Annotated in this window: 25 protein-coding genes and 3 pseudogenes; 14 read left to right on the top strand and 14 right to left on the bottom strand. The window is 41.0% G+C overall.

The window, feature by feature from the left end; all coding sequences use genetic code 11:
- Nucleotides 1-5: 5 nt before the first annotated feature.
- Nucleotides 6-1370 (bottom strand): hypothetical protein, encoded by a 1365-nt coding sequence (locus tag V7K89_RS12995; protein ID WP_335187645.1) that lies wholly within the window; start codon nt 1368-1370, stop codon nt 6-8.
- 318 nt (nt 1371-1688) lie between these two features.
- Between V7K89_RS12995 and V7K89_RS12990 the strand changes: the two genes are divergently transcribed.
- The gene (locus V7K89_RS12990) at nt 1689-2243 is read left to right on the top strand and encodes a DUF721 domain-containing protein (RefSeq protein ID WP_335187643.1); all 555 of its coding nucleotides are present in this window, start codon (nt 1689-1691) and stop codon (nt 2241-2243) included.
- A gap of 425 nt (nt 2244-2668) precedes the next feature.
- Complete coding sequence (locus V7K89_RS12985; RefSeq protein WP_335187641.1) at nt 2669-2983, top strand: hypothetical protein; 315 nt, start codon at nt 2669-2671, stop codon at nt 2981-2983.
- Nucleotides 2984-3110: 127 nt separating this feature from the next.
- On the opposite strand, the gene menB is transcribed toward V7K89_RS12985, so the two are convergent.
- Nucleotides 3111-3944: a 1,4-dihydroxy-2-naphthoyl-CoA synthase gene (gene menB, locus V7K89_RS12980; RefSeq protein WP_335187639.1), complete on the bottom strand. Its 834-nt coding sequence runs from the start codon at nt 3942-3944 to the stop codon at nt 3111-3113.
- A 4-nt stretch (nt 3945-3948) separates the two neighbouring features.
- On the opposite strand from menB, the gene V7K89_RS12975 reads away from it, so the two are divergent.
- The 3 genes from V7K89_RS12975 (at nt 3949) to V7K89_RS12965 (ending at nt 5198) form a co-directional block, all read left to right on the top strand.
- Nucleotides 3949-4095 (top strand): hypothetical protein, encoded by a 147-nt coding sequence (locus V7K89_RS12975; protein WP_335187637.1) that lies wholly within the window; start codon nt 3949-3951, stop codon nt 4093-4095.
- Nucleotides 4085-4969 (top strand): Rpn family recombination-promoting nuclease/putative transposase, encoded by an 885-nt coding sequence (locus V7K89_RS12970; RefSeq protein ID WP_335187635.1) that lies wholly within the window; start codon nt 4085-4087, stop codon nt 4967-4969. Before V7K89_RS12975 ends, V7K89_RS12970 begins: the two co-directional genes overlap by 11 nt.
- 97 nt (nt 4970-5066) lie before the next feature.
- Entirely contained in the window at nt 5067-5198 is a 132-nt protein-coding gene (locus V7K89_RS12965; RefSeq protein ID WP_335187633.1) for a DUF4351 domain-containing protein, read from the top strand.
- A gap of 13 nt (nt 5199-5211) precedes the next feature.
- Here the strand turns inward: V7K89_RS12965 and V7K89_RS12960 are convergent, their stop codons facing one another.
- The 3 genes from V7K89_RS12960 to menD all read right to left on the bottom strand — a co-directional run bounded on the left by V7K89_RS12960 (nt 5212) and on the right by menD (nt 7830).
- Entirely contained in the window at nt 5212-5634 is a 423-nt protein-coding gene (locus V7K89_RS12960; RefSeq protein WP_335187631.1) for a hypothetical protein, read from the bottom strand.
- Nucleotides 5609-5800, bottom strand: coding sequence for a hypothetical protein (locus V7K89_RS12955; protein ID WP_335187629.1), 192 nt, complete (start codon nt 5798-5800; stop codon nt 5609-5611). Before V7K89_RS12955 ends, V7K89_RS12960 begins: the two co-directional genes overlap by 26 nt.
- A gap of 275 nt (nt 5801-6075) precedes the next feature.
- Nucleotides 6076-7830 (bottom strand): 2-succinyl-5-enolpyruvyl-6-hydroxy-3-cyclohexene-1-carboxylic-acid synthase, encoded by a 1755-nt coding sequence (menD, locus tag V7K89_RS12950; RefSeq protein WP_335187627.1) that lies wholly within the window; start codon nt 7828-7830, stop codon nt 6076-6078.
- A 167-nt stretch (nt 7831-7997) separates the two neighbouring features.
- On the opposite strand from menD, the gene folB reads away from it, so the two are divergent.
- The 3 genes and pseudogenes from folB to V7K89_RS12935 all read left to right on the top strand — a co-directional run bounded on the left by folB (nt 7998) and on the right by V7K89_RS12935 (nt 10819).
- Complete coding sequence (folB, locus tag V7K89_RS12945; RefSeq protein ID WP_292863749.1) at nt 7998-8366, top strand: dihydroneopterin aldolase; 369 nt, start codon at nt 7998-8000, stop codon at nt 8364-8366.
- A 539-nt stretch (nt 8367-8905) separates the two neighbouring features.
- Entirely contained in the window at nt 8906-10189 is a 1284-nt protein-coding gene (locus V7K89_RS12940; protein WP_335187625.1) for a GGDEF domain-containing response regulator, read from the top strand.
- A 92-nt stretch (nt 10190-10281) separates the two neighbouring features.
- Nucleotides 10282-10819, top strand: a pseudogene (locus tag V7K89_RS12935) (sugar O-acetyltransferase).
- A 3-nt stretch (nt 10820-10822) separates the two neighbouring features.
- Here V7K89_RS12935 and V7K89_RS12930 read toward each other — a convergent pair.
- From V7K89_RS12930 to V7K89_RS12920, 3 genes are all read right to left on the bottom strand, one after another.
- Nucleotides 10823-11203 carry a calcium-binding protein gene (locus V7K89_RS12930; RefSeq protein WP_335187623.1) on the bottom strand — a complete coding sequence of 127 codons (381 nt, stop codon included), beginning with the start codon at nt 11201-11203 and terminating at the stop codon, nt 10823-10825.
- Nucleotides 11204-11528: 325 nt separating this feature from the next.
- Nucleotides 11529-12512, bottom strand: a complete 984-nt coding sequence (locus V7K89_RS12925) for a DUF1517 domain-containing protein (RefSeq protein ID WP_335187621.1) — start codon at nt 12510-12512, stop codon at nt 11529-11531.
- A 518-nt stretch (nt 12513-13030) separates the two neighbouring features.
- The gene (locus tag V7K89_RS12920; RefSeq protein WP_335187619.1) at nt 13031-15745 is read right to left on the bottom strand and encodes a DUF3536 domain-containing protein; all 2715 of its coding nucleotides are present in this window, start codon (nt 15743-15745) and stop codon (nt 13031-13033) included.
- A 567-nt stretch (nt 15746-16312) separates the two neighbouring features.
- Here V7K89_RS12920 and cax point away from each other — a divergent pair.
- Nucleotides 16313-17410, top strand: a complete 1098-nt coding sequence (gene cax, locus V7K89_RS12915; protein ID WP_335187617.1) for a calcium/proton exchanger — start codon at nt 16313-16315, stop codon at nt 17408-17410.
- Between the two features lie 129 nt (nt 17411-17539).
- Complete coding sequence (locus V7K89_RS12910) at nt 17540-18679, top strand: serine/threonine-protein kinase (RefSeq protein WP_335187615.1); 1140 nt, start codon at nt 17540-17542, stop codon at nt 18677-18679.
- Nucleotides 18680-18907: 228 nt separating this feature from the next.
- Here V7K89_RS12910 and gndA read toward each other — a convergent pair whose 3' ends face one another.
- Entirely contained in the window at nt 18908-20392 is a 1485-nt protein-coding gene (gene gndA, locus V7K89_RS12905) for an NADP-dependent phosphogluconate dehydrogenase (protein ID WP_335187613.1), read from the bottom strand.
- 216 nt (nt 20393-20608) lie between these two features.
- Between gndA and V7K89_RS12900 the strand changes: the two genes are divergently transcribed.
- Nucleotides 20609-21346: a Ycf66 family protein gene (locus V7K89_RS12900; protein WP_335187611.1), complete on the top strand. Its 738-nt coding sequence runs from the start codon at nt 20609-20611 to the stop codon at nt 21344-21346.
- 53 nt (nt 21347-21399) lie between these two features.
- Here V7K89_RS12900 and V7K89_RS12895 read toward each other — a convergent pair whose 3' ends face one another.
- The 3 genes from V7K89_RS12895 to V7K89_RS12885 form a co-directional block, all read right to left on the bottom strand.
- Nucleotides 21400-21819, bottom strand: a complete 420-nt coding sequence (locus V7K89_RS12895; protein ID WP_335187686.1) for a hypothetical protein — start codon at nt 21817-21819, stop codon at nt 21400-21402.
- Nucleotides 21812-22030 carry a hypothetical protein gene (locus V7K89_RS12890; protein ID WP_335187609.1) on the bottom strand — a complete coding sequence of 73 codons (219 nt, stop codon included), beginning with the start codon at nt 22028-22030 and terminating at the stop codon, nt 21812-21814. The genes V7K89_RS12895 and V7K89_RS12890 overlap by 8 nt, the downstream gene beginning before the upstream one ends.
- 83 nt (nt 22031-22113) lie before the next feature.
- Complete coding sequence (locus tag V7K89_RS12885) at nt 22114-22278, bottom strand: hypothetical protein (RefSeq protein WP_335187607.1); 165 nt, start codon at nt 22276-22278, stop codon at nt 22114-22116.
- Between the two features lie 52 nt (nt 22279-22330).
- Between V7K89_RS12885 and V7K89_RS12880 the strand changes: the two genes are divergently transcribed.
- The 3 genes and pseudogenes from V7K89_RS12880 to V7K89_RS12870 form a co-directional block, all read left to right on the top strand.
- Nucleotides 22331-23440: a TIR domain-containing protein gene (locus tag V7K89_RS12880; RefSeq protein ID WP_335187605.1), complete on the top strand. Its 1110-nt coding sequence runs from the start codon at nt 22331-22333 to the stop codon at nt 23438-23440.
- Nucleotides 23418-24173, top strand: coding sequence for a formylglycine-generating enzyme family protein (locus V7K89_RS12875; protein WP_335187603.1), 756 nt, complete (start codon nt 23418-23420; stop codon nt 24171-24173). Before V7K89_RS12880 ends, V7K89_RS12875 begins: the two co-directional genes overlap by 23 nt.
- 102 nt (nt 24174-24275) lie before the next feature.
- Nucleotides 24276-24368 (top strand): annotated as a pseudogene (locus V7K89_RS12870) (diversity-generating retroelement protein Avd); the annotation flags it as partial.
- Between the two features lie 13 nt (nt 24369-24381).
- Here the strand turns inward: V7K89_RS12870 and V7K89_RS12865 are convergent.
- Both V7K89_RS12865 and V7K89_RS12860 read right to left on the bottom strand, forming a co-directional pair.
- Entirely contained in the window at nt 24382-25407 is a 1026-nt protein-coding gene (locus V7K89_RS12865) for a GGDEF domain-containing protein (RefSeq protein ID WP_335187601.1), read from the bottom strand.
- Nucleotides 25408-26388: 981 nt separating this feature from the next.
- Nucleotides 26389-26591, bottom strand: a pseudogene (locus V7K89_RS12860) (heavy-metal-associated domain-containing protein); the annotation flags it as partial.
- Between the last annotated feature and the right edge of the window lie 148 nt (nt 26592-26739).

Here is a 26739-nt window from a genome sequence, read left to right as displayed (position 1 = left end):
GCAATTTATGGCTGCTGAACTCGTGCCTTGATTCCCTTCGCTTGTAATAGTTTCATCTGTTGTTTTACTTGCTCTTTAGTTTTAAAAGCACCCAGATATATTAATTCTTTGTTGGGCGATAAATAAGCATCAGGAATTACTTGCCGTGCTGAAGCAAAAGCCGCCCCTTTATTATCTATCACCACATGATAAAACCCATCTGTTCCTAGTTTGATTTCTGCATCTGGCTTTGGTGAGGTTGCAATTGCCTTGGGCGAGGTTTTTGTCGGTGAAGTGAGAGGTGAATTTAAGGGAGGCAAGGATTGTAGCGTCGGAACTGGTGCTAAGGCGATCGGATTGGTCGGTTTTAGGGCTGTATTGGGGTTAGGCAATGGCGCTTGAGGATTTGCGGGCTTTTGAGGAACAACTGGATTAGGCACTACTGCAGGGGTTGGTTGGACTTTGGGTTTTAAGCCAACTACATCATTGGGATCTCTTACTTCAGGAAACTCTTCAGTAGCCAGATTGGGATACTTGGGTATAGATGTGCTTGGTGGCTGGTTTTGAGGTTGGACATTACTCCCAACTTCCTCAGTATTTTCTGGTGTGGGAGACGAGTTGCCGTTAAACAACTTGCCTAAATTCCACTGGGGCAAGCTTTTAGGATTGAAGACTACATAACCCAAGGTAAGACTCGCCACTAATAGCAGTAACATGGAGCCAATACCCAAAGGTGATAGCAGACTGTCGCTATAATTGCTTGGTTTTTTGGTTTCTGGTTGTTCTTCTGTCAGACTTCGTAGCAGTGCTTCACTAGATTCTAAATAGTCATCTGGGTGCTTAGGGCTAGCATCTGGCTGCAAGTGATTTTCGCTTTTAGTATTTTTAACGATTGCTGGCACGATGCTTTTACTAAAGTTAGGTGGAGGTGGTGGAAGTTGAGTTTGTGTTTTAGCTGCATTGGATGTGGAGGACACATTAAGATTATTCAGTTCCTCAATTTTTGCCGTAACTGGTGCTGGGTTCATCTCAGGATTCACAGCTACAGATGCGGGTGGTACATCAATTTTTGCCGTAGCTGGCGCTGAGTTGATCTCAGGATTCACAGGTACAGATGCAGGCGGTACGTTGGTTTTAATTTCCGTTGCTGATGACTGAGTTGCGCCCAATGTTGTCGCAATAGCAGTTAACGGTTGGGGTTGTCCGCTCATGTAACTTGCAACACGAGATTGCTTCGATGATACCAAACCAGTTCGTGTGCGTCGGTATCTAGCTAACTCTTGATCTAGCGGCACCTCTAAACTTGCTAGTGCTGCTGCTAGTACTGGTTTCAACCCAGGTGTTTTAGACGATTGATGAGTACTAGAGTCGTTCAGGGGTTTTTGAGTCATTGCTTTTGTGCCTCAAACGTAGATTACTGGAATCAATTTTTAGATATATTTTGTGACAATAGTAACGGAAATTATTTAAATAGATAGAGTGGGCATTGGGCATGGAGAAGAGACAAGGTAGACAAGGAAAAGAGGGGAGACAAGGAGAGAAGTCACCAGCGCTGGCTTCCGGCGTTGGCGTAGCCCGCCGTAGGCATCAGAACTTCGGAGAGAGACTTATTCAATAATTCCCCTTTGTCCCTGTTGTCCCCTTGTCTCTCTTGCTCCCCTGCTTTCCACTTCCCCACTTCCCAATCCCTACTCTCCCCACTTTGAACGATGTCGTTGAAATCAATTAATGATGTTTTAAGGATTCTGGAAAAACAGGCTAAATGGCAGGAGCAACCATTTCAATACCTGCTCAAGTGTTGGGAAGAAGTTGTTGGCCCAGTGGTTGCCGCAAATACTCGACCATTATTGATTCAGCGTGATGTTTTGTCGGTAGCAACTTCTAGTGCTGCTTGGGCGCAAAACCTGACTTTTGGTCGCACATCTCTACTTTTAAAGTTAAATAAAAAACTGCCAACGCCTTTGATTGATATTCGCTTCTCTACTGCTGGCTGGCAGAATCCGTCAGTGGAGAGAAAACAGCAACAATCGGTTTCGCCTCATGAGCATCCTAGTTACCTTGGTGATAAGATTAACCGCCCTGATGCTACACCCACTAAAGATGTAAATGCCGCTTTTGGATATTGGACGAAGATTGTGCGATCGCGATCGCATGGCTTACCCCTTTGTCCCCAGTGTCAATCTCCCACCCCACACGGTGAACTCCAGCGCTGGCAAGTATGTTCTATCTGTGCTGCTAAACAGTTTTCAAAGCAAAATAGTTGAGCGATTATTCGTTGAGTAGAATTTATCCTGACAAATTTGCTGCTATCACATAAAATAGTTTTGATTCTTGAGAAAAAACATATTTTACTGCTAAAAATGCCTAATTTGGTATACAAAGCAGACTATTTATCTAGAATTTTATGCCTTAAGCGATACTTAAGGAGGAAATTAAAAGGCTGGATAAATCAAAATCTTTGCTTTTAGTCTTGATCCCTAATAATTTATAGACGATATCTATATGTAACCGCTTTAATGATTATTTAAATATATAACAAGATTATAAAAATATCCTGAAGTTTATTTTTTCCTTGGGATCGCTGAAACCTATAGAAAATAATGACTTTTTGGCTTTTCTCTATCTTTATATATAGAAGCAAAATATAAAGATGAACTTCAGCCAGAAACGGCACTAAAGATGAATCCAAATGAAACCTATTAAATTTTTAGCATCTGCCTGTAAATATTGCCGTCATTACCAGCCAGAAGGTCGCCGTGGTGGAACGTGCCAACAGTTGGGCGCACCAGTTCAAGCGACTTGGAAGGCTTGCTCTTTAGCGCTCCCACCTTTTGCACCTTCTTGGGAAACTTTAGAAGATGCTTGGGGTTTGCCAGATGCCGCTCCAGTTTTAACATCTTGTCAATCTCTAACCTCAGATTTAGACAATGCTGCTCTTGCCCCTATAGAGGAAATAACTGCTTCTATATCTGAACAGGTAAAGACTAAAGCAGTGATTATTTAGTCATCCGTTATTACTGGACTGAGTTTTTAGTCTACTTAAAATAAGATTTGTTTTTAAGATTTTTAATGCTGTAAAAGTTGATATATACAAAAATCGCACCTCACTAAAGGGTGCGATTTTTGCAATTCTAAGGCAACCAAGGAAAAGAGCGAAAATCTGGTGGACGCTTTTCAAGAAAAGCTTGTTTGCCCTCAGATCCTTCTTCTGTCATGTAATAAAGTAGGGTGGCATTGCCAGCGAGTTCTTGTAAACCAGCTTGTCCGTCACAATCAGCGTTGAAGGCGGCTTTAAGACATCGAATTGCGATCGGACTTTTTTCTAAAATCTCTTGTGCCCATTGAATACCTTCGGCTTCTAGTTGTTCCACTGGGACGATGCAATTAATTAAGCCCATTTCTAAAGCTTGTTGTGCATCATATTGGCGGCAGAGAAACCAAATTTCTCTAGCTTTTTTTTGCCCCACAATGCGGGCAAGATAGCTAGCTCCAAAACCACCGTCGAAACTGCCGACTTTCGGGCCAGTTTGTCCGAAAATGGCGTTATCAGCAGCGATGGTAAGGTCACAAATCAAGTGTAAGACGTGTCCACCACCGATCGCATATCCAGCTACTAAAGCAATCACAACTTTCGGCATGGAACGAATCAGCCGTTGTAAGTCCAAGACATTCAAGCGGGGAATGCCAGTATCATCCACATAACCTGCATGTCCCCGTACACTTTGATCGCCACCAGAACAGAAGGCATATTTGCCATCAGTGTGTGGGCCATAACCAGTAAACAGGACAACACCAATAGTGGTATCTTCACGAGCATTACAGAAAGCGTCGTACAGTTCAAAGACGGTTTCAGGACGGAAAGCATTACGTTTATGAGGACGGTTGATGGTGATTTTTGCAATGCCATCAGTTTTTTGATACAGGATGTCTTCGTAGGTTTTGGCAGTTTGCCAGTTAATTTGCATTGGTATGGAGTGCGCTGTTGCTTCGAGAATTTTATCGCGGACGCAGGGACAAGTGATACCTGCGGTGGGCTACGCCTACGCTAAAATTGGTATCTCAAGCCTTTACAATCTGGTAATTGTCCGGGTGTTGAGGAATAAAAATGCGACGTGACACCATCTTCTACAAACTATTTAAACAATTTCCCGGTTTGCTGTTTGAATTAGTAGATGAACCACCCCCAGAAGCAGAAAACTACCAGTTTGAATCAGTTGAAGTGAAAGAAACGGCGTTTCGGATTGATGGAGTATTTTTACCTCCGGCTAATGCAGTTTCCAAAACCGTCTTTTTTGCAGAAGTCCAGTTTCAGAAGGACGAAGACCTCTATCACCGCTTCTTTAGTGAGTTGTTTTTGTTTCTCTACCGCCACTCTATCCGTTACGATGAGTGGTTTGGAGTCATAATTTTTGGTTCTCGCAGTCTTGAACCTTCTAACTCAACGATTCACCGCGCTTTGTTGGAAAGTGGTCAAATCAGGCGGGTTTATCTGGATGAGTTGGGGGATTTGCGAGAACAACCTTTGGGATTGGGCTTGATGTTGCTGACAAATGTTACTTCTGAAACGGAAGCAGTAGAAGGGGCGCGGTTTTTGCTGGAACAAGCACAGCAACAATCGGAGCAAGCGATAATTGATTTAGTTACGACGATTATCATCTACAAGTTTTCTAAGCTTAGTCGAGAGGAGATTCAAGCAATGTTGGGACTGAATTTGGAAGAACCACGGGCTATTCTGGAAGCGAAGCAAGAAGGACGAGAGGAAGGAAAGGTTGAAGGAAAGGTTGAAGGAAAAGTTGAAGGAAAGATTGAAGGAGAAAGAACGATCGTTTTACGACTATTAAATCGGCGCGTAGGTAATATTCCTGATGGGCTTCAGTCCCAGATTCAAGGGTTATCGGTAGAACAGTTAGAAGCTTTAGGTGATGCTTTGTTGGATTTCTCTACTCTTGCTGATTTGTCAGGGTGGTTACAAGGTGAAGTAAACGGGTAAGTTTCACGCACAGCAGAAGGGCGATCGCACTCCGTAAAATAATTATGGCTACAAATAAAGTTTCCCCAAGAGAAGAAGCATTTGCAGATACGCGGGTATGTCAGAAGTGATGGAAGAAAGAGTGCGATCGCTCGTCTTCCGACTGTTAAAACGACTATTTGGCGAAATTGCTGAGGAGCTTTTAGCCAAAATTCAGTCGTTATCGCTGGAACAGTTGGAAGCGTTTTAAGGGCTAATGTTACTCAAATATATCTAGATGTCCCGCCCACTGCCTTAACTTGAAACCACTGTATATTTTCACATAAATTACAAGAGATAGCCTCACAGTTCATATATAAGTCTTGTGGGTAACTTTTAGATTGACTTTCTTGTATCATCCTAAAAGCTTTCAAGCCTGCATACGGCATTAATTCATAAAACCCTTCGCCACAGAAACGACAGCGTGAACCAACTTTACCAGGGTAGAAATGTTCATAGATTAAGCGCCTAACTATTTCTGATTGTTCTTTTAGCTCTGCAACACTTAGACGCTGATTAGGTTGTTCAACAACTGATTTATCTAAAATTCTTTGTGTTATGTAGTCAAGTTGAGGATTTTGATATACATAGGACAGACTATTAGAATCCTTGTAATTTTCCCTAGAAAATATTTTTCCGGTAAGCAAGAAATATAATATTTTTCAATTTTTTAAGAACACAGTTATCAGTAAATTCACCACTTAAATCTTTGACAAGAAACACATGAGATTGACCACCTTCACCAACTGAGTTAATATTTTCCCATCTATTACCGAACTTTTTTGGTGGCATTTCAAAAACCTCAAAAGACACAATACTATCAATTGATGATATTGTAGATAAAAAAATTACAAAATTACAATGTGGTCAAAACTAAAAATACTAATTGATTTAACCGTAAATATACTATAGTAGTTTTGTATAAAAATACTTCATTTTGTACTTTAAGCCTAAGTATCCTAATACCCTTGAACAACACTAGCACGAAAAATTCTTGTGGAAAAGCACTTGTAACTTTTTTAATACCACAAGTGTTTCATCTAATAGCTCTATTTCAGCCTGCTATTGAGCAACACATAATGAAATAGTTAAATTACAACATCTGCGGCAAACTCCCGTAAATTATCCTGTCGCCACTTGGCATCAGCTTTGCGATTTGTCTGCAACTCCAAAACCCGAATTCCCTTACTTGGGAGTGGATTTAATCTTTGCTGCAACTGTTGCCAAGAAGTAATCAATTCATGCTGCACATTATAAGTAGCGCACAACTGAGCAAAATCAATATCCTGGGGAGTGCCAAAAAACTCTTCAAATGGTGGGTCAAATTTGGCAATGGGTAACATTTCAAAAATTCCACCGCCATTGTTGTTAATTAACACAATTGTCAGATGTCCGACAAATTTATTACGGATTAAAAAACCATTGGTGTCATGCAACAGAGCTAAATCTCCCATTAACATCACACTACTTTGCTGGCGATGGGCAATTCCTAAAGCTGTGGATAATGTGCCATCGATGCCATTTGCACCCCGGTTAAAATACGATCGCACTCCTAAATTATTTGGTTTCCAGAAATATTCCACATCCCGCACAGGCATACTATTGGCAATAAACAGAGGCGTTCTTGGCGGTAAAATCTGAGAAATTAACCAAGCTGCTTTACTCTCAATTATTTCATCTATTTTCCCCATCGTCTGGTCAACAACTAACCTGACTTTAGCTTCTGCATCACACCATTGCTGCAAATAGTCTGAGGAGAAAGATAAATTTATCTCCTCTGCTTTTATGTCTTCTACAGATATCCGTAAATGCGTCGTTCTCCCGTGCAAAGGGTCGAGGTTTTGGTCACTCTTGTCAATTACCCAGCGTTGCGGCTGGGTTGCATCTATCCAGGTACGTAGTTCTTTACTTGTAGGCATTTCACCCACCTGAATCACCATTTCAGGCGTTAACTGCTTTGCTAATTGCTGATTTCGCAAGATCAGGTCATAAGTAGAAATCAAATAAGGGTTGAGTTCGGCATAATTTCTCACTGGGGAGAGTCCCTCAGCTAGCACGGGCCATTTGAGAGTTTGGGAAAGGTGCGCGATCGCTCTACAATATTCCCGTGGTTGCTGTGGTTGGGCAACACCTGCGATAATAATGCCGCGATCGCATTCTTTCCATTCTTTGGGCATGGGGCATGGGGGATGGGGGATGGGGCATGGGTTTGTTATTGCTGCGAAAAAGTCTTCTGGGTGAAACTGTGATTGCAAATAGCTCAAATCAGTTCCATCAGGAACAGGCGCTAAGGGATCGCGAAAGGGAATATTCAAGTGTACTGGCCCCTTTGTAGGAGTTTGCGCTCTTTCCCAGCTATGAATTACCGTTTGTCGCAGATAAGCTAGCATTCCCAGGTCAGCGGAGGGTAAGGCTAACTCTGTTTGCCAATTTGGGTAGTTTCCATATAATCTCAATTGATCTACAGTTTGCCCAGAGTGACAATCTCGCAATTCTGGAGGTCTATCGGTGGTTAATATCAACAGTGGTACGTGACTATATGAGGCTTCAATGACTGCTGAATAAAAATTTGCTCCTGCTGTACCAGAGGTGCAAACTAGTACCACCGGACGTCCGGTTGCTTTAGCTTGTCCCAAAGCAAAAAAGGCAGCTGAACGTTCATCGAGAATGGAAATTGCTTCAATCTCAGGTGCTTGTTGAGCAAAAGCGATCGCTAGGGGTGTTGAACGCGATCCAGGACAAATGATCGCACAAGTCAATCCCAACCGCTTTAGAGTCTCTGTTAAAATATAAGCCCAAAGTTGATTAACATTTCTATAAGCGATCGGTATTAAATCAAACATAGCTATAAAACAATCTTAAATTTTAGATTTTGTCTAAGGAAATTCAATTTAAAATCCATCAATGCGGTAATAGAATCCAACACCGCCACGCGAGTTTCTGAGAAAGAAAATCTCCAAGCAAACTTGCTCCACTTTCTACAAAATGCACAATTTGCTCTCAAACTTTTATGGACTGCATTCATTTAACGGGAATTCGCGGCTATGGCTACACTGGGTATCTACCAGAAGAACAGGTGCTAGGACAATGGTTTGAGGTGGATGTGAGGTTATGGTTGGATATCTCCACAGCGGCCAAGACTGACGCGATCGAAGACACTTTAGATTATCGCAGCGTCATTAGCTTGATACAACATTTGATCAAAACGTCTAAGTTTGCTTTAGTGGAGAAATTGGTAGCGACGATCGCAGATTCTATCCTCCAAGAGTGCGATCGTGTAACAAAAGTCCAAGTCACTCTCAGCAAACCTGCGGCACCTATTCCAGACTTTGGTGGCAAAATTAGCATTGAACTGACTAAAATCAAGTCCAATATTTAATTCACAAAATGCACAAAATGTGTTTTTTTTCAATATCTATCAGCTAGCAAAGAACAGGGGGTTTACATGGAACTTGGGAGTGTCTCACAATGATGATATTTCCTGCCATTGCCCCTAGCAGCTGGTGATTATCATAAAGCTAAAAATACTGCGATCTGCTAATGAGCATTTAACTTGCATATTTTCAGAGAACAGAAATTGTGATTAAGTATTAACCACAAGCTATAGGACTAGTATTGGATTTTTAAAATACGTGTAGTGTCATGGCAAAGTTAAAATAGTGCATTAAAAATGTATCAATATAATTTGAATTAGATGTTAGTAGCATCATATTAGCTACATAAATTAATCAAAATTAGCTTTGATAAGCATATAAATTGCCGGAGATTAGTAACATGATGCTATTTACTCATTAGTCAGTATTAATATCAAGCAAGAACACAGGGTAGTTAGAGATTGTTTATGATCAGATAAGCACTTTTAACTTGAGTTGACACTGACAACAAAAATCTGAACCTTAGCAAACAGGTTATTGTAACATGTTCGCCCGCAAAATCTTAGTTGTTGAGGATGAAAAAAATATAGCCTCAAATATCAGAAAAAGTTTACAAAAATTAGGCTACTTAGTATTAGAAACAACTAAATCTGGTGAGGAGGCAATAAAAAAGGTAGTAGAAACTCATCCACATTTAGTATTAATTGATATCTGTCTATCTGGAGAAATAGACGGTCTCCACGTAGCGGATATTATCCAGAATCACTTCCATGTACCTGTAGTATATCTAACTGAGTGTTCAGAATATAAAACATTACATAAAAATCAGCTAAGTGAGCCTTTTAATTACATAGTCAAACCATTTATTGAAAGTAATTTACATTTTGTGATTGAAATGACCCTGTACAAACATGAGAGCAAAAAAATATTATACGAAGAAAAAGAGAGGTTGATAGCAATTATTAATAGTATGGGTTGTGCAGTGATTGTAATGTATGCAAATGGTTGTATTGAAATGATGAATCCCATAGCAGAACTAATCACTGGTTGGAAACAAAGTGAAGCATTTGGGAAAGATTTAATAGAAGTCGTTAACTTAGTTAATAAAGATGTCGGAGAAAAAATTGAAAATTTGGCTACTTATGTAATCGAAGCAGGTGAAGTTTTCAGTTTACCAGAAAACTGTACATTGATTACCAAAGATGGCAAAGAAATAGCGATTGGAGATAATGTTGCACCTATCCGCGATCAAGATGGCAATATTACTGGCGCGGTTTTAGTTTTTCAAGACATCACTAAACGTAAGCAGACAGAGGAGCAACTGATCCGCAATGCATTTTATGATGGGCTAACAGAATTACCGAATCGTATTTTATTTTTAGATCGGCTCAGACAAACCATTGAACGTAGCAAACGCAGAAGCAATTATTATTTTGCAGTTTTATTTTTGGATTTAGATGGCTTCAAAGAGATTAACGATCGCTTTGGGCATGGAATAGGGGATGATTTTTTAGTAGCGATCGCTAGACGTTTAGAGTCGTGCTTACGTGGTGGCGACACTGTAGCACGATTTGGTGGTGATGAGTTTACTGTTCTTTTAGAGGATATTAAAGGCATTACCGACGCTACCAATGTTGCCAAACGTATTCAAGATTCCTTAAGATTGCCAGTTAACTTGAATGGATATCAATTATCTACTACAGCTAGCATTGGTATTACTTGGAATTTTAGTAATTATGAGGAGCCTGCAACTCTGCTGCGGGATGCTGATATTGCGATGTACCAAGCTAAACGGCAGGGAAAAGCTACTTATACCATATTTAGTTAAGGATGGAAATGATACTCTAGGCACTACTAAGGTTATGGTATACAACCGAGAAGCCCCATAATTCTGTCATGGAAAAAACCGAAAAATAGAAAATGCTCGCAGGCGAATTATATTTGGCCGAAGATCTAGAATTGGCTGCCGAAAATAAGCGAGCCAGTCGTCTGTTGCGAAAGTACAATTCTACAACCGAAGAACAGCAAGAGCAACGGCAGCAAATTTTGCAAGCAAGAATTATTTGGAAAAATCGGTCAAAAAGTAGCAATTGTGCCACCCTTTCACTGTGACTATGGTAGTAATATTTTCACTGGCGACAAATTGTATATGAACTATGGCTGTGTAATTTTAGACTGTAATACAGTTCATATTGGTGAAAATGTTTTATGCGCTCCTTGTGTACAAATTTATACTGCTTATCACCCAACAAGCCAGAAATTGCGTCTTTCTGGTAGAGAATTAGCTACCCCAATTAACATTGGTAATAATGTCTGGATTGGTGGCAATGCAATTATTTGTCCAGGTGTAACCATTGGTGATAACACAACCATTGATGCTGGTAGTGTCGTTGTCAAAGATATACCTGAGAATGTTGTTGCTGGCAATCCTTGCCGCGTCATTCGGTATTTATCCTAGAGTTTAAAATTTATAACCTCTAGCAATCCAATAGAGCCAGTCTGCGATCGCTTCTTGAGTTTCACTGTCAGCATCAATGGCTGCTATTTCAGATAATTTTGCAGAATATACATCATCATCCTTACCATTAATATAAGCTACTTCGACAAACATATCTTTTAAGCACTCATCATCTGGGGCCATTCCTAGTACTTCCACTTGTTTCTCCTCGACAGCACCTGATTTGCGTCCCTTCTTAGTCCATGTAGCCAAAAAGGGAAAATTTACAGCCTCTTCAAGGTAGTAGTACCAACCCATAGCCCGGTCTTCTTTATCTTCAGCATCTACAAGGATCTCTGTTTTAATGCGATGCTCTCGGTTTTTGTCAGCTTCAACACTAGGCATAAGATAACACTTTGCGTATAATGCATTTTGATAATACTACCAAAATGTTTCTCAAATCATAGTTAAATATATCTATTATGTCCACTTAATTACTTATTCACCTCCGAGAACCCCACCTCTTAATCTTCTCTTTGGAAACTCTTAGGGCAGGGTGGGGTGAAATGACTGTGGCAATCATAACTGATTATCTGGAAATGATATAAACTCTACAAAAAACCGCTTGTCAATGACAAACGGTTTTTTAGTTATTGTTCTTAAGGGGAACTTATTCGTTGCACTAAGATGCAAAGTTTTTCTTAGCGCTCAAGCGCAAAATTTTCACAGATTAAACAAGTCTCAAATCAGGATAATTTGCCAACACATCATCAGATGTGAGGGTATCATTTTCAGCTTGAGGAGTCCAAAGAACTTCAATTGCTAGAAGCTTGTCGCTAGGGATACTACCAATTTGCCGCAAAGCTTGACGCAAATCATCAGCACTATTAATCGCTGTGGGAATGTCAAACTTACCTAGTGTCGCCGCCAGCAAGGTGACGATAATGTATTCACCAGCGCCTTCGGTAAATAGGCGGGTGGGGTTGTCGAGTTCACTAGTCGGAGGTAAAGTATCTTTGGCAAGGGCTGTTCTTAGCTGGTTGTTGACATTAGAAAGAGTTTCTTCGCTAAACTTGCTGCGTTCTGCCAATGACAGCCGATTAAACTGACCTTCAGCTGAATTTAAACTAGCTTGTTGAGTGCCACCACCTGCATATACAAAGTATTCAGGATGGCGGAGTAAAGCGAGGCTGGCTTCTTGTAGAATTTCTGCTCTGCCTTCTGGGGTGTTAGTATCAGCAGTTTCAGCAATCTGGTTGAGTTCATTTTGCAATTCACGGGCTTGAGCTAACAAACCTACTTGCAAACGAGTTACAGAAACAGGAGAGTTACTGCTGTAATCTACTTCTCCAGTTTCACCGCTAGAGACGCGGCGGAAAGTTTGCAATAAGAAATTAGCGATCGCCAAGAAAATTAAGATGGTAAATATACCACCAAATCCTCCTCCAATACCCCAGAAGGGAAGTAGGAAGGGAAAGCCAAAGCCACCACCAAAACCACCACCAGGATAGTATCCGCCCCCGCCAGGAGGTGCATAAGTGCGTGGTGTATAGGTGCGGCTGGAAGGTGCTCTAAAGGAGCCACCACCGATACGACCCCCACTGCGGGCTGCTAATGCGCCGTCAGCGTGACCAAGAGCCAAAGCTAACACTAAGCTTAGGGCTAAGAAGGTTTTTAACAGCGGTTTGATGGTTTGTTGTAGTTTTTTACGCATAAGACTATCGCTTGAAAAACAGAATTATTATTTATGATTTCTCCCAATCTTGGGAGCAGTGTTGCAGGATGTTGCTAACGCTAGCCCGTAACAAGCAAGTTTGTAGCATTCACGTAGCATTCCCTTTTAGAAGCTACATATTTAATTTACCGCGTCTTATCTTGGGTAAGTAGCGATCACAGGGAGGATTTCTCGACAGGGGAACCGTACCTGAAGACATGTTTGTGATCGCAGAAATTTGCTACGTCTACGGGCAATTATTTGCTATGCCTTGGACTAGCAGTTTCACTGTCAAAAGAAAAGGGGATAATTATCCCCTTCTCTGTGTATGAAATTTTTTATCGAAAAATTGACCTCCTTCCCAGTCTTTAGCTAGGAACAAGGTTTTGACTTACAGCTATTTTCAGGTAAATAGATCACGCTATAGGGGCGCAAGACCTTGTGCCCATACAACAGATGTGGTTCAAATACATAAAAACTGCTGTAAATTGATGTTAATGTAGCGCGAGTCCCTACATCTACCCCAACTGATTTGAAATCGAACTGACATCAACAGCTAACTTTTTACCCAACTTGAGCAACTGAAGACACTGATTATCTGCTTCATTACCAAGGCCAGTGATACACATCGATGCTATCTGACTGTGCAGACAACTAAAATATAGTTCCTGCGATCGCTGTAGGGAAATATCAATATTCAGTTGATCCCCAACATCAATCAATCGTTCCAATAGTTGGATATCTGCATTAAAGCTACCATTGGGATCGTGCAACAATTGCCAGAGCGATCGCGCAATTAACTGTTCTAACATCTGCTTACCGTCAGGAATATTCAGCCGACAACGCAGATGTTTTGCTTCAGTAGCGATCGCCTCCAATTCTAATATGTGACTCCAACTCTTTTGGGGATCGGCAATTTCTTGCTCGAGCGATCGTAATGTGATCAGACAGCGATGCCCTAAAGCAATATCGGCTGCTACCTGCAATTCTTGCGGTACTGCAATTTCATCACGATGAAACGCCATCAGTACTCCATAATTATCACGGTAGGCTTGAGTATACAACTGTCCTAAACGTGTCAGTGTTTCCTGACTCAGCAGCCGCATAATCCGGTGGCGTTCTTCAGCAAATAGATTTTGCAAGCTAAAAGCTTCTTTCTCAAATAGCTGGGTCATCGCCAAAATAGTATGAGCTGCACTAGCTTGTTTGAGTGCCCCAAACAACTTTTCTTTGATTTGGCTGTAGTCACGCCGCCCAGTAAATTGCTGAATACAGCAGTGGAAATCCCAGCCTCCCAAATGCAAAACTGCAAATACCAAATGCTCACTTTCCCAAGTAATCTCTGATACCAGCTTTAAATTTCCTACAGCCAGAGTTAGCGATCCCATCCGTTGCAGTTGGTAATCTAGCTCATTAGCAGTGTAGCAATAAACCTGCTTATGGTAACGCTGAGACTTTTTCTCGGCAGCATCTTTTCTAGATAGGGAATTGTGCGTTTCTGCTGGTTTCTGATTGGTAAACAGGGAAGTAATGGCGTAATGGGCTGCAACTTGCTTAAAGCCCAGTTGGGCAGTTAACACGAGTTGGCGATAAATTTCCCCACCGTGTTTGAACTCATCCACATTACTAGGGGCTAAACCAAGACGTTTGACGAAGCCTTTTTCCAACTGCACACCTGCTACTTCCCCCGCCAATTCCAAAGCACGGGCGGCGTAGCGCAGAATTTGTGTCCCCTCTGGACGAGAAATTTCTTCAAAAAACCAGCCGCAACTAGTGAACATTAATAAAGCGTGACGCTGCATTTCTAACAGGCGCAGGGCATCTACTTGTTCGGCTGCGGTTAGTTTGTGAGTTTGATGACGTGAGAGGAAACGGTTGACATTGCTAGCAGAGCGATCGCGTATTACTTGGATATATTCATCTCGTGCTAGCCAGGGATCACGAAATAACTGTCTGCCATGTTCTGCATACACTTCAATTAGTTGATCCCGCAGCCAATTTAGGGCATCTCGCAAGGGACGACGCCATTTCTGATGCCAAACACCGCCTTCTCCACCACAACCACAGTCATCCTGCCATCTGCCGACACCGTGGGCGCAACTCCAGGCTGTGACTGACTTTAATTCCACTTCCCAACTGGGAGAATTTAAGCTCAGGTAGTGGGCGAAGTTAGTTACTGTCCAATCCTGTTGAGGAAACTCTTTGGTAAAGGCGTAGGCTAAAGTTTTCTCTGTTCCCTTTTTGTGATGTCCGAAAGTTTCCCCATCTGTCGCCACAGAGATTAACTGTGCTGGACGATGATCCCCACGCACTGCCGAACCAATACGTCCGACAAAGTGACTGGAATTATAAACGACATCACTAAAACCCATGTCCCGCGATATCGGGCCATCGTAGAAGAAGATATCAATGTATGGTAATTCTTCTCTACTGGTATTTTTGGGGCCAGTGGCGATCGCACTCACAGGTGAAGATGAAGTCTCTAGTGTGGGCTGTAAATAACAACGGTAGGGACGGGTGGAATCAATCTGACTACCACCGACTTCGATCCATTCGGGATGGGGATGATCTCGAGTCGGGAGAGGACGGCAACGCAGTGCTTGAGATGGTGCAAGGATAATGAAGCGAATACCCTCAGCAACAAGAGCTTCTAGGGTGGCATAATCCACACCGGTTTCTGCTAACCACATCCCTTCGGGATCACGTCCAAAACGAGAGCGGAAGTCTTCTTTACCCCAGCGAATTTGGGTATATTTGTCGCGTTCGTTCGCCAGAGGCATGATGATGTGATTGTATACTTGCGCGATCGCATTGCCGTGACCATGCAAACGTTGGCTACTCTTGGCATCCGCCTCTAAAATCCGCTGATAAACCTCCACATCGTAGCGTTCTAACCACGACATCAGCGTTGGGCCAATATTAAAACTGAAATACTCATAATTGTTGACGATCCCCGCTACTTCACCTCGGTCATTTAAGACTCTGGCAAAGGCATTCGGGCGATAGCATTCCCAATGAATCCGCTCATTCCAATCATGGAAAGGTGCAGCGCTCGGTTGGCGTTCAATTGCGTCCAGATAAGGGTTTTCCCTTGGTGGCTGGTAAAAATGACCATGCACCGTCACATAAACACCATTAGCCTTTCTCAGGGGATCAGTTTGTTTGGTGTTATTGGGATCTGAATGTAATGTTAACGTTGAGCCACTAGCTGGCATTTGGTCAGCAGAAGTCATGTATATTTATCCAAAAAAAACTTGTAGTTGCAGCAAAACTATTGTGCGTCAACCTTTATACAATAGTTTTCACACAAAATCCGGTATAAACAACTATGGAATCCAACTAAATTTTGACAAGGCGATTTTATTGTAGTGGGAAATCTGCGTTATCGCACAGCGCAAAGTCCGTTGGGTGGTGCCGACTTAAAGGAACTTTGCAAGACAGCCCTTTCCCTAAAAGCTTAAAGTAATTAGCCATTGAACAAGGCCTCAGATTAGGGGTTTTCTCTTCTTGGGCGCCAATCAAAATTTAATTGTCTTTTAATATATTAAACCCCATTTTCGGTGTAATATTTTGGCTCATATTTATAGTTTTGCAACAAAAGATTACAATAACTCATTATATCGCAATCTAATTTCACATACACAGTAGTGAATTGAAAACAGTAAAATTTCTGAATTGCTGTACAAGCGGTTGAGAGTATTATGTCGGAGTGCTGAGTGAAAGTGATTGTTGATTCAACACTCCAAATTTAAAATTTAGGATTGCTCGCTGTGAATGATACCTTCAACCCAAAACAACAAATGTCAACCAAAAACATTATTCTTTTCGCTTTACTACTGTTTATCCCGGTTTCTGTAGCAGCTCACTTTCTGGAATGGGGAGATTTGATAGTTTTCATCACAGCTGGATTAGCGATTCTGCCCTTAGCAGCTTGGATGGGTACAGCCACAGAAGAAATTACTGTTGTAGTCGGGCCATCATTGGGGGGCTTGTTAAACGCCACCTTTGGCAATGCTACAGAATTAATCATCGCCTTAGTAGCGCTGAACGCTGGGTTTATAGATATAGTCAAAGCTAGTATCACGGGATCGATTATTAGCAACTTACTACTGGTAATGGGTTTTTCCATGCTTTTGGGAGGACTGCGCTACAAAGAACAGACATTTCAGCCAATTGTGGCGCGGGTGAATGCTGCTTCGATGAATTTGGCAGTGATTGCCATTTTGATGCCAACGGCAATGAACTATACCTCTCAAGGAATTAACCAACAAACACTGCAAAATCTTTCTATTGCCGTTGCTGTAGTATTAATCTTGGTTTATGCCCTAACGCTGCTATTTTCGATGAAAACTCACTCCTATCTTTATGATGTGGGTGTAGCGGAGGCAGAAGCAGAAGTTGAGGAAATATCTCATGGTAAACCAAATATAGCTTTATGGGTTGGCGTGCTGCTAGTATGTACCTTGCTAGTGGCAATTGAATCAGAAATGTTGGTCGATTCTCTGGAAGTAGCCACATCTAAGCTAGGTTTGACGGCGCTGTTTACAGGGGTAATTTTGGTTCCTATCGTCGGTAACGCGGCTGAACACGCCACAGCAGTCACCGTGGCGATGAAAGATAAGATGGATCTTTCCCTGTCTGTAGCTGTGGGATCAAGTATGCAGATTGCGCTCTTTGTTGCGCCTGTGTTAGTTGTAGCAGGGCGAGTATTAGGTCAACCAATGGATTTAGATTTCAAACCCTTTGAATTAGTCGCTGTGGTTGTGTCAGTGTTGATTGCCAACACTATTAGTTCCGATGGTAGGTCTAATTGGCTGGAAGGCACTTTATTATTAGCTGCTTATACAGTGTTGGGATTCGCCTTCTACTTTCATCCAGTTATGGAAGGTATGGGGTAATTAGCAGTGTTATGGGTGATGACTTGTCTAATATAGCTTTCACTAGCTTAATACTGGATAATTGGCAAATCTAAACCCGCTTTTGCCTGGGACAGGAGAAAATAAAGACATATAAGAGCGATCGCCTGTATGAGCTACTGCCTTAATCCCCATTGTCCCAAGCCTGAAAATCCTGATCATGTCAAGTTTTGCGTGACTTGCGGTTCCAAGTTACTCCTCAAAGAACGTTACCGTGCTATCAAACCAATCGGACAAGGTGGTTTTGGCAAAACCTTCTTAGCTGTGGATGAGGATAAACCCTCAAAACCACGCTGCGTAATTAAGCAATTTTATCCCCAATCCCAAGGCACTAACACCCTTGCCAAAGCCGTAGAGTTATTTAACCAAGAAGCGGTGCAGTTAGATGAATTAGGCAAACATCCCCAAATTCCCGAACTACTGGCATATTTTACCCAAGAAGCTCGGCAGTATCTTGTACAAGAATTTATCGACGGGCAAAACTTAGCCCAGGAGTTAGCACATAGAGGTGCTTTTAGTGAAACGCAAATCTGGCAACTATTAAATGATTTATTGTCAGTTTTGCAATTTTGTCACGCCAAACACGTAATTCACCGCGATATTAAGCCAGAAAATATTATTCGCCAGAGCAATGCTCAAGGCAAACTAGTATTAGTAGATTTTGGTGCTGCTAAATCTGCTACTGGCGCTGATTTAAATAAAACTGGTACTAGCATTGGCAGTCCAGAATATGTTGCGCCTGAACAAATGAGAGGTAGGGCTGTTTTTGCCAGCGATATTTATAGTTTGGGTGCTACTTGTATTAATTTATTAACTGGGCGATCGCCCTTCGATTCTTATGATACCAACAATGATACTTGGGTCTGGCAGCAATACTTGCAAACTCCCATCAGTAATCAGCTGAGTCGCATTCTCAACAAGATGTTAGAAAGTATTCCAATTCGGCGTTATCAAACAGTAGACGAAGTTCTCAAAGACTTAAATCAACGGTCGCAAGTAGCAACACCAGCAAACGCGCCAAAACCTATCCTTCAATCACCACCAAATTCTCCACCCACTTTTGTATCGAAATCTCCTAGTCAAATTGATCGAGAATTAGAGGAAATGAAAACCCAATTTTTGGGTGGCAACAAACCTCAAACAAATAAAATACAACCACCAAATCCTACATCTCAGCCTACTAGTAAAAGCAAAATAGATGAAGAATTAGAAGAATTAAAAGCCAAATATCTTGGTAATAACAATCCTTAATACTAAGGTCTTGGGAATGATATAAGCTTTTACACTTCTAAGAAAGCACATTTAGACAGCAGAAAAGCAGAGTAACAGTAGATAAAAATTGATGTCTTTTTCTAAAATGAAAAATACGCAAGTTAAAAGTGCATTAGCTTAACAAAAAATAATTAACAATTAACAGTGATAATTGATAAAAAAAGTGACTCTCAAAGAGCCACTTTCAAATTTACAATTTAAGACTCTCTAATTTGTAGGTGTAGTTGGTTCTGAAGTTTGCAGCTCTCTTGGTGTGGAAGTTTGCACTGATGCTTCAGAAATTGGCGTCCATTCGGTGTGGAAGACTCCGGGCTTATCAAGTCGCTCGTAGGTGTGCGCTCCGAAGTAGTCGCGTTGGGCTTGAGTGAGGTTTTGGGGCAAGCGATCGCGTCGATAGCTGTCAAAATAATCTAATGACGCACTGAATGCTGGTACTGGAATTCCCAGTTTTGCTGATGTTATCAACACTTCGCGCCAAGCTGATTGTCTGTCGAGAATCGTCTGCTTAAATTCGGGGGCTAATAGCAGGTTAGGTGGCGCTGGATTTACGTTAAATGCGTTCTTAATCTTATTCAAAAATCCAGCACGGATAATACAGCCACCCTTCCAAATCCGCGCCAATTCACCTAAATGCAAGTTATAGTTGTAGGTTTTTGAAGCTGTAGCTAACAGTGCCATACCCTGAGCGTAAGAACAGATTTTCGAGCAATACAGGGCATCTCGCACCATGTTGATAAAAGCTTTGGTATCTCCCTCATACTTGCCAGAAGGGCCTGTAAGTATCTTGGATGCTTCTACCCGCTCTTTTTTGAAAGAAGACATGATCCGCGCGTTCACCGCAGCAATCATTGTTGGTACAGCAACTCCCAAATCCATTGCAGTTTGAACTGTCCAGCGTCCGGTTCCCTTTTGCCCTGCGGCATCAACAATCAAATCAACTAAGGGTAGATTTGTTTCTGGGTCAATGTATGGGAAAATCTTTGACGTAATTTCAATCAAAAACGAATTGAGTTCGTCGGTGGTATTCCATTCGGTAAAAACTTCGTGTAGCTGATTATGGTCTAGTCCGGCAGCATTTTTCAGCAAGTCGTATGCTTCTGCAATCAACTGCATATCGCCGTATTCAATGCCGTTGTGTACCATTTTGACGTAGTGACCAGCACCACCAGGACCGCAATAGGTTACGCAAGGGCCATCATCAACTTGGGCAGCAATTTTATTAAAAATTGGTGACAGATATTCGTAGGAGCTTTCTGTACCTCCAGGCATAAGTGAGGGACCATTTAGCGCCCCTTCTTCACCACCACTAACACCCATCCCGATAAACCGAAGTCCAGCAGGTTCTAGTTCCTGAGTGCGTCGCTCTGTATCTTCAAACCAAGAGTTGCCACCGTCGATAATGATATCACCTTCATCTAGCAAAGGTCTCAGTTGAGAAATCACCGCATCTACTGGCTTACCAGCTTGCACCATCACTAAGATTTTGCGAGGACGTTCCAATGCAGCAACAAATTCTTCCAGGGTAAATGCGGCTTTGACGTTCCGTCCTGGCGCACGCTCTGCCATGAATTTGTCGGTTTTATCGCGTGAGCGGTTGTATACTGCGATTGGAAAGCCATTACGTTCGACGTTTAGAGCGATGTTCTCACCCATAACGGCTAATCCAATCACACCAAAGCTTTGTAGTGTCATAAAAAATTTCTGGCTAACTCTTGCAGATCCTTTTACTTTAAGGGTAGTCCGATATTTTCCCTTCTCCCCTAAAGAAGACCTTAAGACTTAATCTAAACAACAAAAATCCACAATTAACATGGATAATTAATTTTAAATTGTATCTAAATCAACAATTGACTGGCAAAATTTGCAAAATTGAAATAGTCAAAGGACGCAGTAAGGAGTAACCAAATAATGCTGGCATTTGTCCTAGCTTTGGTAGTGGGTCTTGGTAGTTTAGCCATTTACATAGCGGCTTTCTTTTTTCCAGAAATCCATCGTAAGAATGACTTTATTTGGAGTGGCGTAGGATTGTTCTATGCTTTAGTCTTATGGGTATTTGCACCACGCATTACTGGAGGTTTGTTGCTGGGTCATGTGGCTAGTGTGGCTCTTTTGGTTTGGTTTGGCTGGCAAACTCTATCATTACGTCGGCAATTGACCCCGCAGGCACAACAAACCCAAGTACCCAGTACTGAGACAGTAAAAACTGGCATTCAAGAACAGGTGAATAAGTTGTCCCTTCAGGAACGGCTGGGCCAGTTGCAAAAAGGTCTGGGTAGTACCTTCAGTGGCGCAAAAGACAAGGTGCAGCAAACTGTAAGCAAAAAGACACACACAACCCCCAAACCTGAAGATATTACTTCTGTACTGTCAGAGAAACCTGCTATTGAGATTATTGACAAAACCATTGTCATACCAGAACAACCACCAGAAAAGACAGTTACTACCGACACCGAAGCAAAAACTGAGAGTATACCGGAAGCAATTCCACCACATCCCCCATCTCCGGAATTAGTGGAAGCAGCGCAACCAGATTTTGAACTTGAGGATAAGCAACCGATTAATGTAGAAGAAATTGTGCCGGATGCGGTACTCGCTCCCCCAGCGGAGACGCCACCTGAACAAATACCGCCGAATCAAGGTAGTTAAATGCAGTGAAACCCAACGTTAACCTAATACAATGTTGGGTTTCACCATTTCCATCAAGCTATTTTAGGACTAATTTCAAATACTAATTCAGAACGATAGAAGCACACATCAAACGCTACAAAGAAATTCATGTGTCCTAAAATCAATGGGGCGTTTCTATCTCTTGTCCAAGCAAAAGCTAGCTCTACTGTCGGAAATTGTTCAACATTCGCCATCAACACCAATGCCCTCGCCTCAAACCTAGCTAAATTACCACCCAATGGAACAGAGAGTCTTTGACGTTCCCAAACTGCCCCCAGCCTTAACCCTATTTCGTAGGGCAATACGTTAATAGTAGAACCAGTATCTAGTAAGCCTGATACACTTACAGAACGATTCTGATAAGTGAGAATTAGCGGTAGATAAGGCAGCGTACTTAATGCACCAAGTTCTGGATTTACCTCAGTAAATGCAAATCTAACTTTATCAACCATGTGTTGCTGCTTTTTCATCTGCTAATGCCTTTGCTAAAACAGCAGCAGCTTCAAAAGAATCATATAAGCCAAGACTAGCTACTTTGTCCTGAGCATCCAATGGAACTAAACTTGATTCCTTTAACAATTCGGCTGCCAGGAAATGCATTAGTAAAAGTTTATCAGTGTGGGATAATTCTTTAAGTAGCGGTATGAGTTCGGTAAGAAGCATAAGTTAAGGCATTAATTAATTTAGATAAATTCTAAAGCATAGTTTTAAAAGAGAATTGAAGCACTAGAGTTGCAAGATTGGAGTCAAGCTTGACGTGTTTTGATTGGAATAAAAGTTACCCTGTCGATTTTATACAGCGATCGCAGTAGCATCAAAATGGAATAGCGATCGCAATTTCGTATCTTTAGGTTAAGACGATGAAGAGTTGCACTGGCGATCGGAGTTAGTTTATCAAGGAAATCACGCAAAAATACTATAATTTGTAAGAAGCGTAATTTATACTACTCCTAAAGATGCAAAATGGCAGATGTTTCGTTAGAACCACTCAAGGTGGTTTGTTCCTACTCTCACAACGACGAACCCCTAAAAGATGAACTGACTAAACACCTGACCATGTTGGAACGGCAAGGTATTATTTCAACTTGGCACGATCGCAAGATACCACCGGGAAGAGAATGGGATGGGGAGATTAATGAAAATTTAAATACAGCCGATATCATTTTATTACTAGTCAGTTCAGACTTTATATATTCTAAATACTGCTGGGATGTTGAAGTTACCAAAGCGATAGAACGCCACGAAGCTGAAGAGGCTTGTGTTATTCCAATTATTCTGCGAAACGTTTTTTGGCAAGATGCACCATTTGCTAAACTACAAGCTCTGCCCAAAAATGCCCTACCTATTATGTCTTGGAGTAATCAAGATGATACATTCACAAATGTAGCTCAGGGAATTAAGTTTGCGGCTGAACAACTAATTAAGGAGCGTCAACAACAACGGTTCATCAGGGAAGCTGCAATAGTTGAGTATCGCCAAAAGGCTGAAGAATTTGCGTCTGATGGCGAGATTTCTCTTGTGGAATCTGATATATTAAAAGACTTACAAGAAAAATTAAAATTAACAGATCGAGAAGCTAGGGCAGTTCGAGAAAAAGTATTAGAACCTTACGGTATATATAAGAAAAATCTAGACAAATACAAGCAATACTTGACGAGTTTTGTAGATGAACAAGGATATCCATTGGCTGAAAAAGCTGAAGCTGAATTAAAGAAATTCCAAAAATATTATCAGCTTAAAGATGAAGATATAGTTCGTCTCAAAAAAGAACAAGAAATAGAGTATCAAAAACAACAAGCAGAAAAATTACGCCTAGAACAAGAAAGAGCCGAATATCAAAGACAGGAAGCAGAATTACAAAAACAACGAGAAAATAAATCATCTTCTCCAGGTATTCAAACTCAGCCGTTTGAGTTTGACACTGCCATCCTAACGCCCAAATCAGCGGGATTTTTGGGTATGGGGAAAAAAACTTATGAAATTAACCGTAGTCGTGGACGCACCGAGTTTTTTACAGAAAACTTGGGTAATGGTGTAGTTCTGGAAAGAAATGGTTGCAATTCCTGGTGGTAAATTTCTCATGGGTTCGCCAGACGATGAGCTAGAAAGACTTTCTTGGGAAAGTCCACAGCATTCTGTTATCATTCAACCCTTTTTCATGGGAAAATTTCTGGTAACTCAGAGTCAATGGGCAGCTGTTGCCGCCTTACCCCAGGTTAATATTGATTTAAATTCCGACCCATCCTATTTTAAAGGTGCTAATCGACCTGTTGAACAAGTTTCTTGGGATGATGTAATTGAGTTTTGCGCTCGACTATCTCAAAAAACTCAGAAAACCTATCGCTTACCCAGTGAAGCAGAATGGGAATATGCTTGTCGAGCGGGAACGACTACGCCGTTTTATTTTGGCGAAACGATTACAACTGATTTAGCGAATTATCGAGGTACTGACTGGGATTATAACGGAACAGTATACCCAGGTAATTATGCTCAGGGACCAAAGGGTGAATATCGCCAGCAAACAACAGATGTAGGAAAATTCCCTGCCAACCCCTTCGGTTTATTTGATATGCATGGTACTATATGGGAATGGTGTCTGGATGAATGGCACGAAAATTATAACAAAGCGCCAAAAGATGGAAGCGCTTTGTTAGGTGATAATGATAATCAAAATCGGCTGCTGCGTGGTGGTTCGTGGTACAACATTCCCAGGGGTTGCCGCTCGGCAAGTCGCCTCTATGGCGCGCGTGGCTTCGGGAACTACTTCGTGGGTTTTCGGGTTGTGGTGATTGGGGGCAGGACTTAGTAGCCCTTTATACTTTTACCCTTTAACACTCTACTCTTTATTTTTTACGCTTCTTAATGTCTCGCGCAAAGCGCGATCATTTTTTTGGAAAATTTTGTCTGGATGAATGATTTACCTATAATACAAAAAACATACGATTTAATCAAGTGGTATGTGCCAATTTTAAACTGCCTTCCCAGAGATCATAAATTGTCCACCTCATCCAATTTCACGAAGAAACAGCTTTTAAATGTGAGCCGTGATGAGATAAGTAGTTGGAGTTAATCACCCGATTCCGCCCAGAAGTTTTAGCCTGTAACAGACATTGATCGGCACGATGTAGCAGACTCTCTCCTTTCTCATCATCCTCAGCTTGCAGAGAGGCTGTACCCAGGCTAATAGTGACATTAATTGTTAGTTTATTGTTGAGCGCAAATGGTTCGTCGCTGACTACGCGATTGAGACGACGGGCTACTAATAGTGCTTCTTCATCGGTAGTGTTAGCCAGAAGAATCACAAATTCTTCACCACCATAGCGAAATGCTGTATCTTGACAGCGGAGATTATGGCGCAAACGCTGACATAATATTTGCAAAATGCGATCGCCTACTAAATGCCCATAAGTATCGTTAACTTTCTTGAAATGATCTACATCTAGAATAATCAAACTCAGGGAAGTTTTTTGAGTCCTGGCTCTTTGAATTTGCCTGGGTAAATCCCATTCTAAAGCACGACGATTATTTAATTCTGTCAACGAATCGGCTAAGGCGATCGCAGATAACATATCATTTGTCCGAATCAAATCTCGGTATTTTTGTGCTTTCCGCAAACCAACTGTCAATTGAGCAAGTATTAGTCCATGATTGGCAGTCAACTCTGCCAAGCTATATTCTGTTTTTTCTTCAATAAGATGCCAAATATATGCATCCGCTCCTTGCTTTAGGGCCGCAGCACTCATCTCTAATTCCCTGTGCCAACCCTTATTTCTTTCAGTCAGCTGCTGGGAACGATCCTCGAAGAGAATACAGTGTATCCACGATAGTTTTGTCTGATCTTTCAACCAACCGCAGAGTTCCATACTGCCATTTAGGCTAGCTTGCACCAGGATTATATCAGGAGGTGTTGTTTTAATCCGCGACACTGCTCGATCCAAATTGTCTATAACTTCTACACTAAAAGCAGTCGCATAACGGATCTGATCTGGAAGTGTGGCGATAAAATTACTTTTTCCAAAGATCAGAATAGAAATATTCATTGCTTTATTTTTATCCTATTTATATTTTGAATAAATTCACTTGGGTAACTACTGCTCTTGTCCTCTAATACTAAATATGATGTTTTCGGCTAAATTATATTTTTTGACATCTTGTTTTTGCAATATCAATTAGATAGTAAAATTTTAAATTTAATCTCATTTTAAGATTTTATATTTACTACTATAGTTTGGAAAATGTTCATTTCTAATAATGTCTTCTTTACAGTTTACTTTTAAAACAGTACAAATACTGAATATTATCTCAATATCTAAAAATTATTACTGTGGTTTCTTAAGTACTATTTACCTGAGGAAATTACCGAAATATATAGTTTTTAATAAGCATTGCATTATTCAGACAAATTTATCCCCAATTAGAAAAAAAGAAAATATAAAAATTTTTATTGAATCATCAAATCCAAAACTTTCTTATGTAATGAAAAATATCATTTCCCATAAAAATATTTAGCTTTTTATTTATAAGCTAGGCTTAGAGCAAATATTAAGAAAGGATTTAAATTATATTAGAACTTACGCAAAAACTTTCTCTAACTCTCATTTCCACCGAAGTTCAGATGCCTGTGGCGGGCTGCGCTAACGGCAAAAGCCGCCGCTTTGCTACCTCCTGCAATATACAGTAGCTCTTTGGGGTTTACCTACTCTCTAAATAAACACATAAATTATCAGGTAGAAATTTATAATTTCAGTTAAATTTCACCAAAAAAACAATGCATTAGCAGGAGAAATAAAATATTTCTACCTATACTTTATCTAGATTTGTTTATTTACTTAATTTACGTCTTTTTTATTTGCTGTAATAGCATAAATTTGGAAAACAAAGCTAACTAAATAAAAAAATTATGTTAAAACCTGCCCCTAATTTTGGGAAATTATTTCTATTCCGCCCTTATATAAGCAGAAAATATAAAAAATTTTCTTAGCGTCGCCTGAGATATTAAAGTGTGAATAGCTGGAATCCGCTCGATAACCTTCTACAGCGTAACCAGCAGCAACAATTACCTGTTTGATTGACTCCTCAGAAGTTTCGGACTCCACCGTGACAGTTTTAGCGTTAATATCAACATCCACTTTGACTCAGGTTCCATAACGTGGATAGACTCAGTAATTATTTTTGCACATCATTCCTCACAAGCAATATTTGATACTTTCAGTTGTAGTACCATTTGTTACCTCAATATGGGAATTTTAAAGTATTTCTTAATGATTAATTTTAAGCATCGAAATGCGATGTCTACGACGGTCACTGAGCTTTGTCGCTGGCGCAGCCTCTCATAAAGAAGTGCTGGCTACGCCTACACGTATCTTGCCAGA

Source organism: Nostoc sp., assembly GCF_036917515.1.
GTDB lineage: Bacteria > Cyanobacteriota > Cyanobacteriia > Cyanobacteriales > Nostocaceae > Nostoc.
Note: the sequence above shows the minus strand (reverse complement) of the source record. Positions and strands in the feature narration are given on the sequence as shown.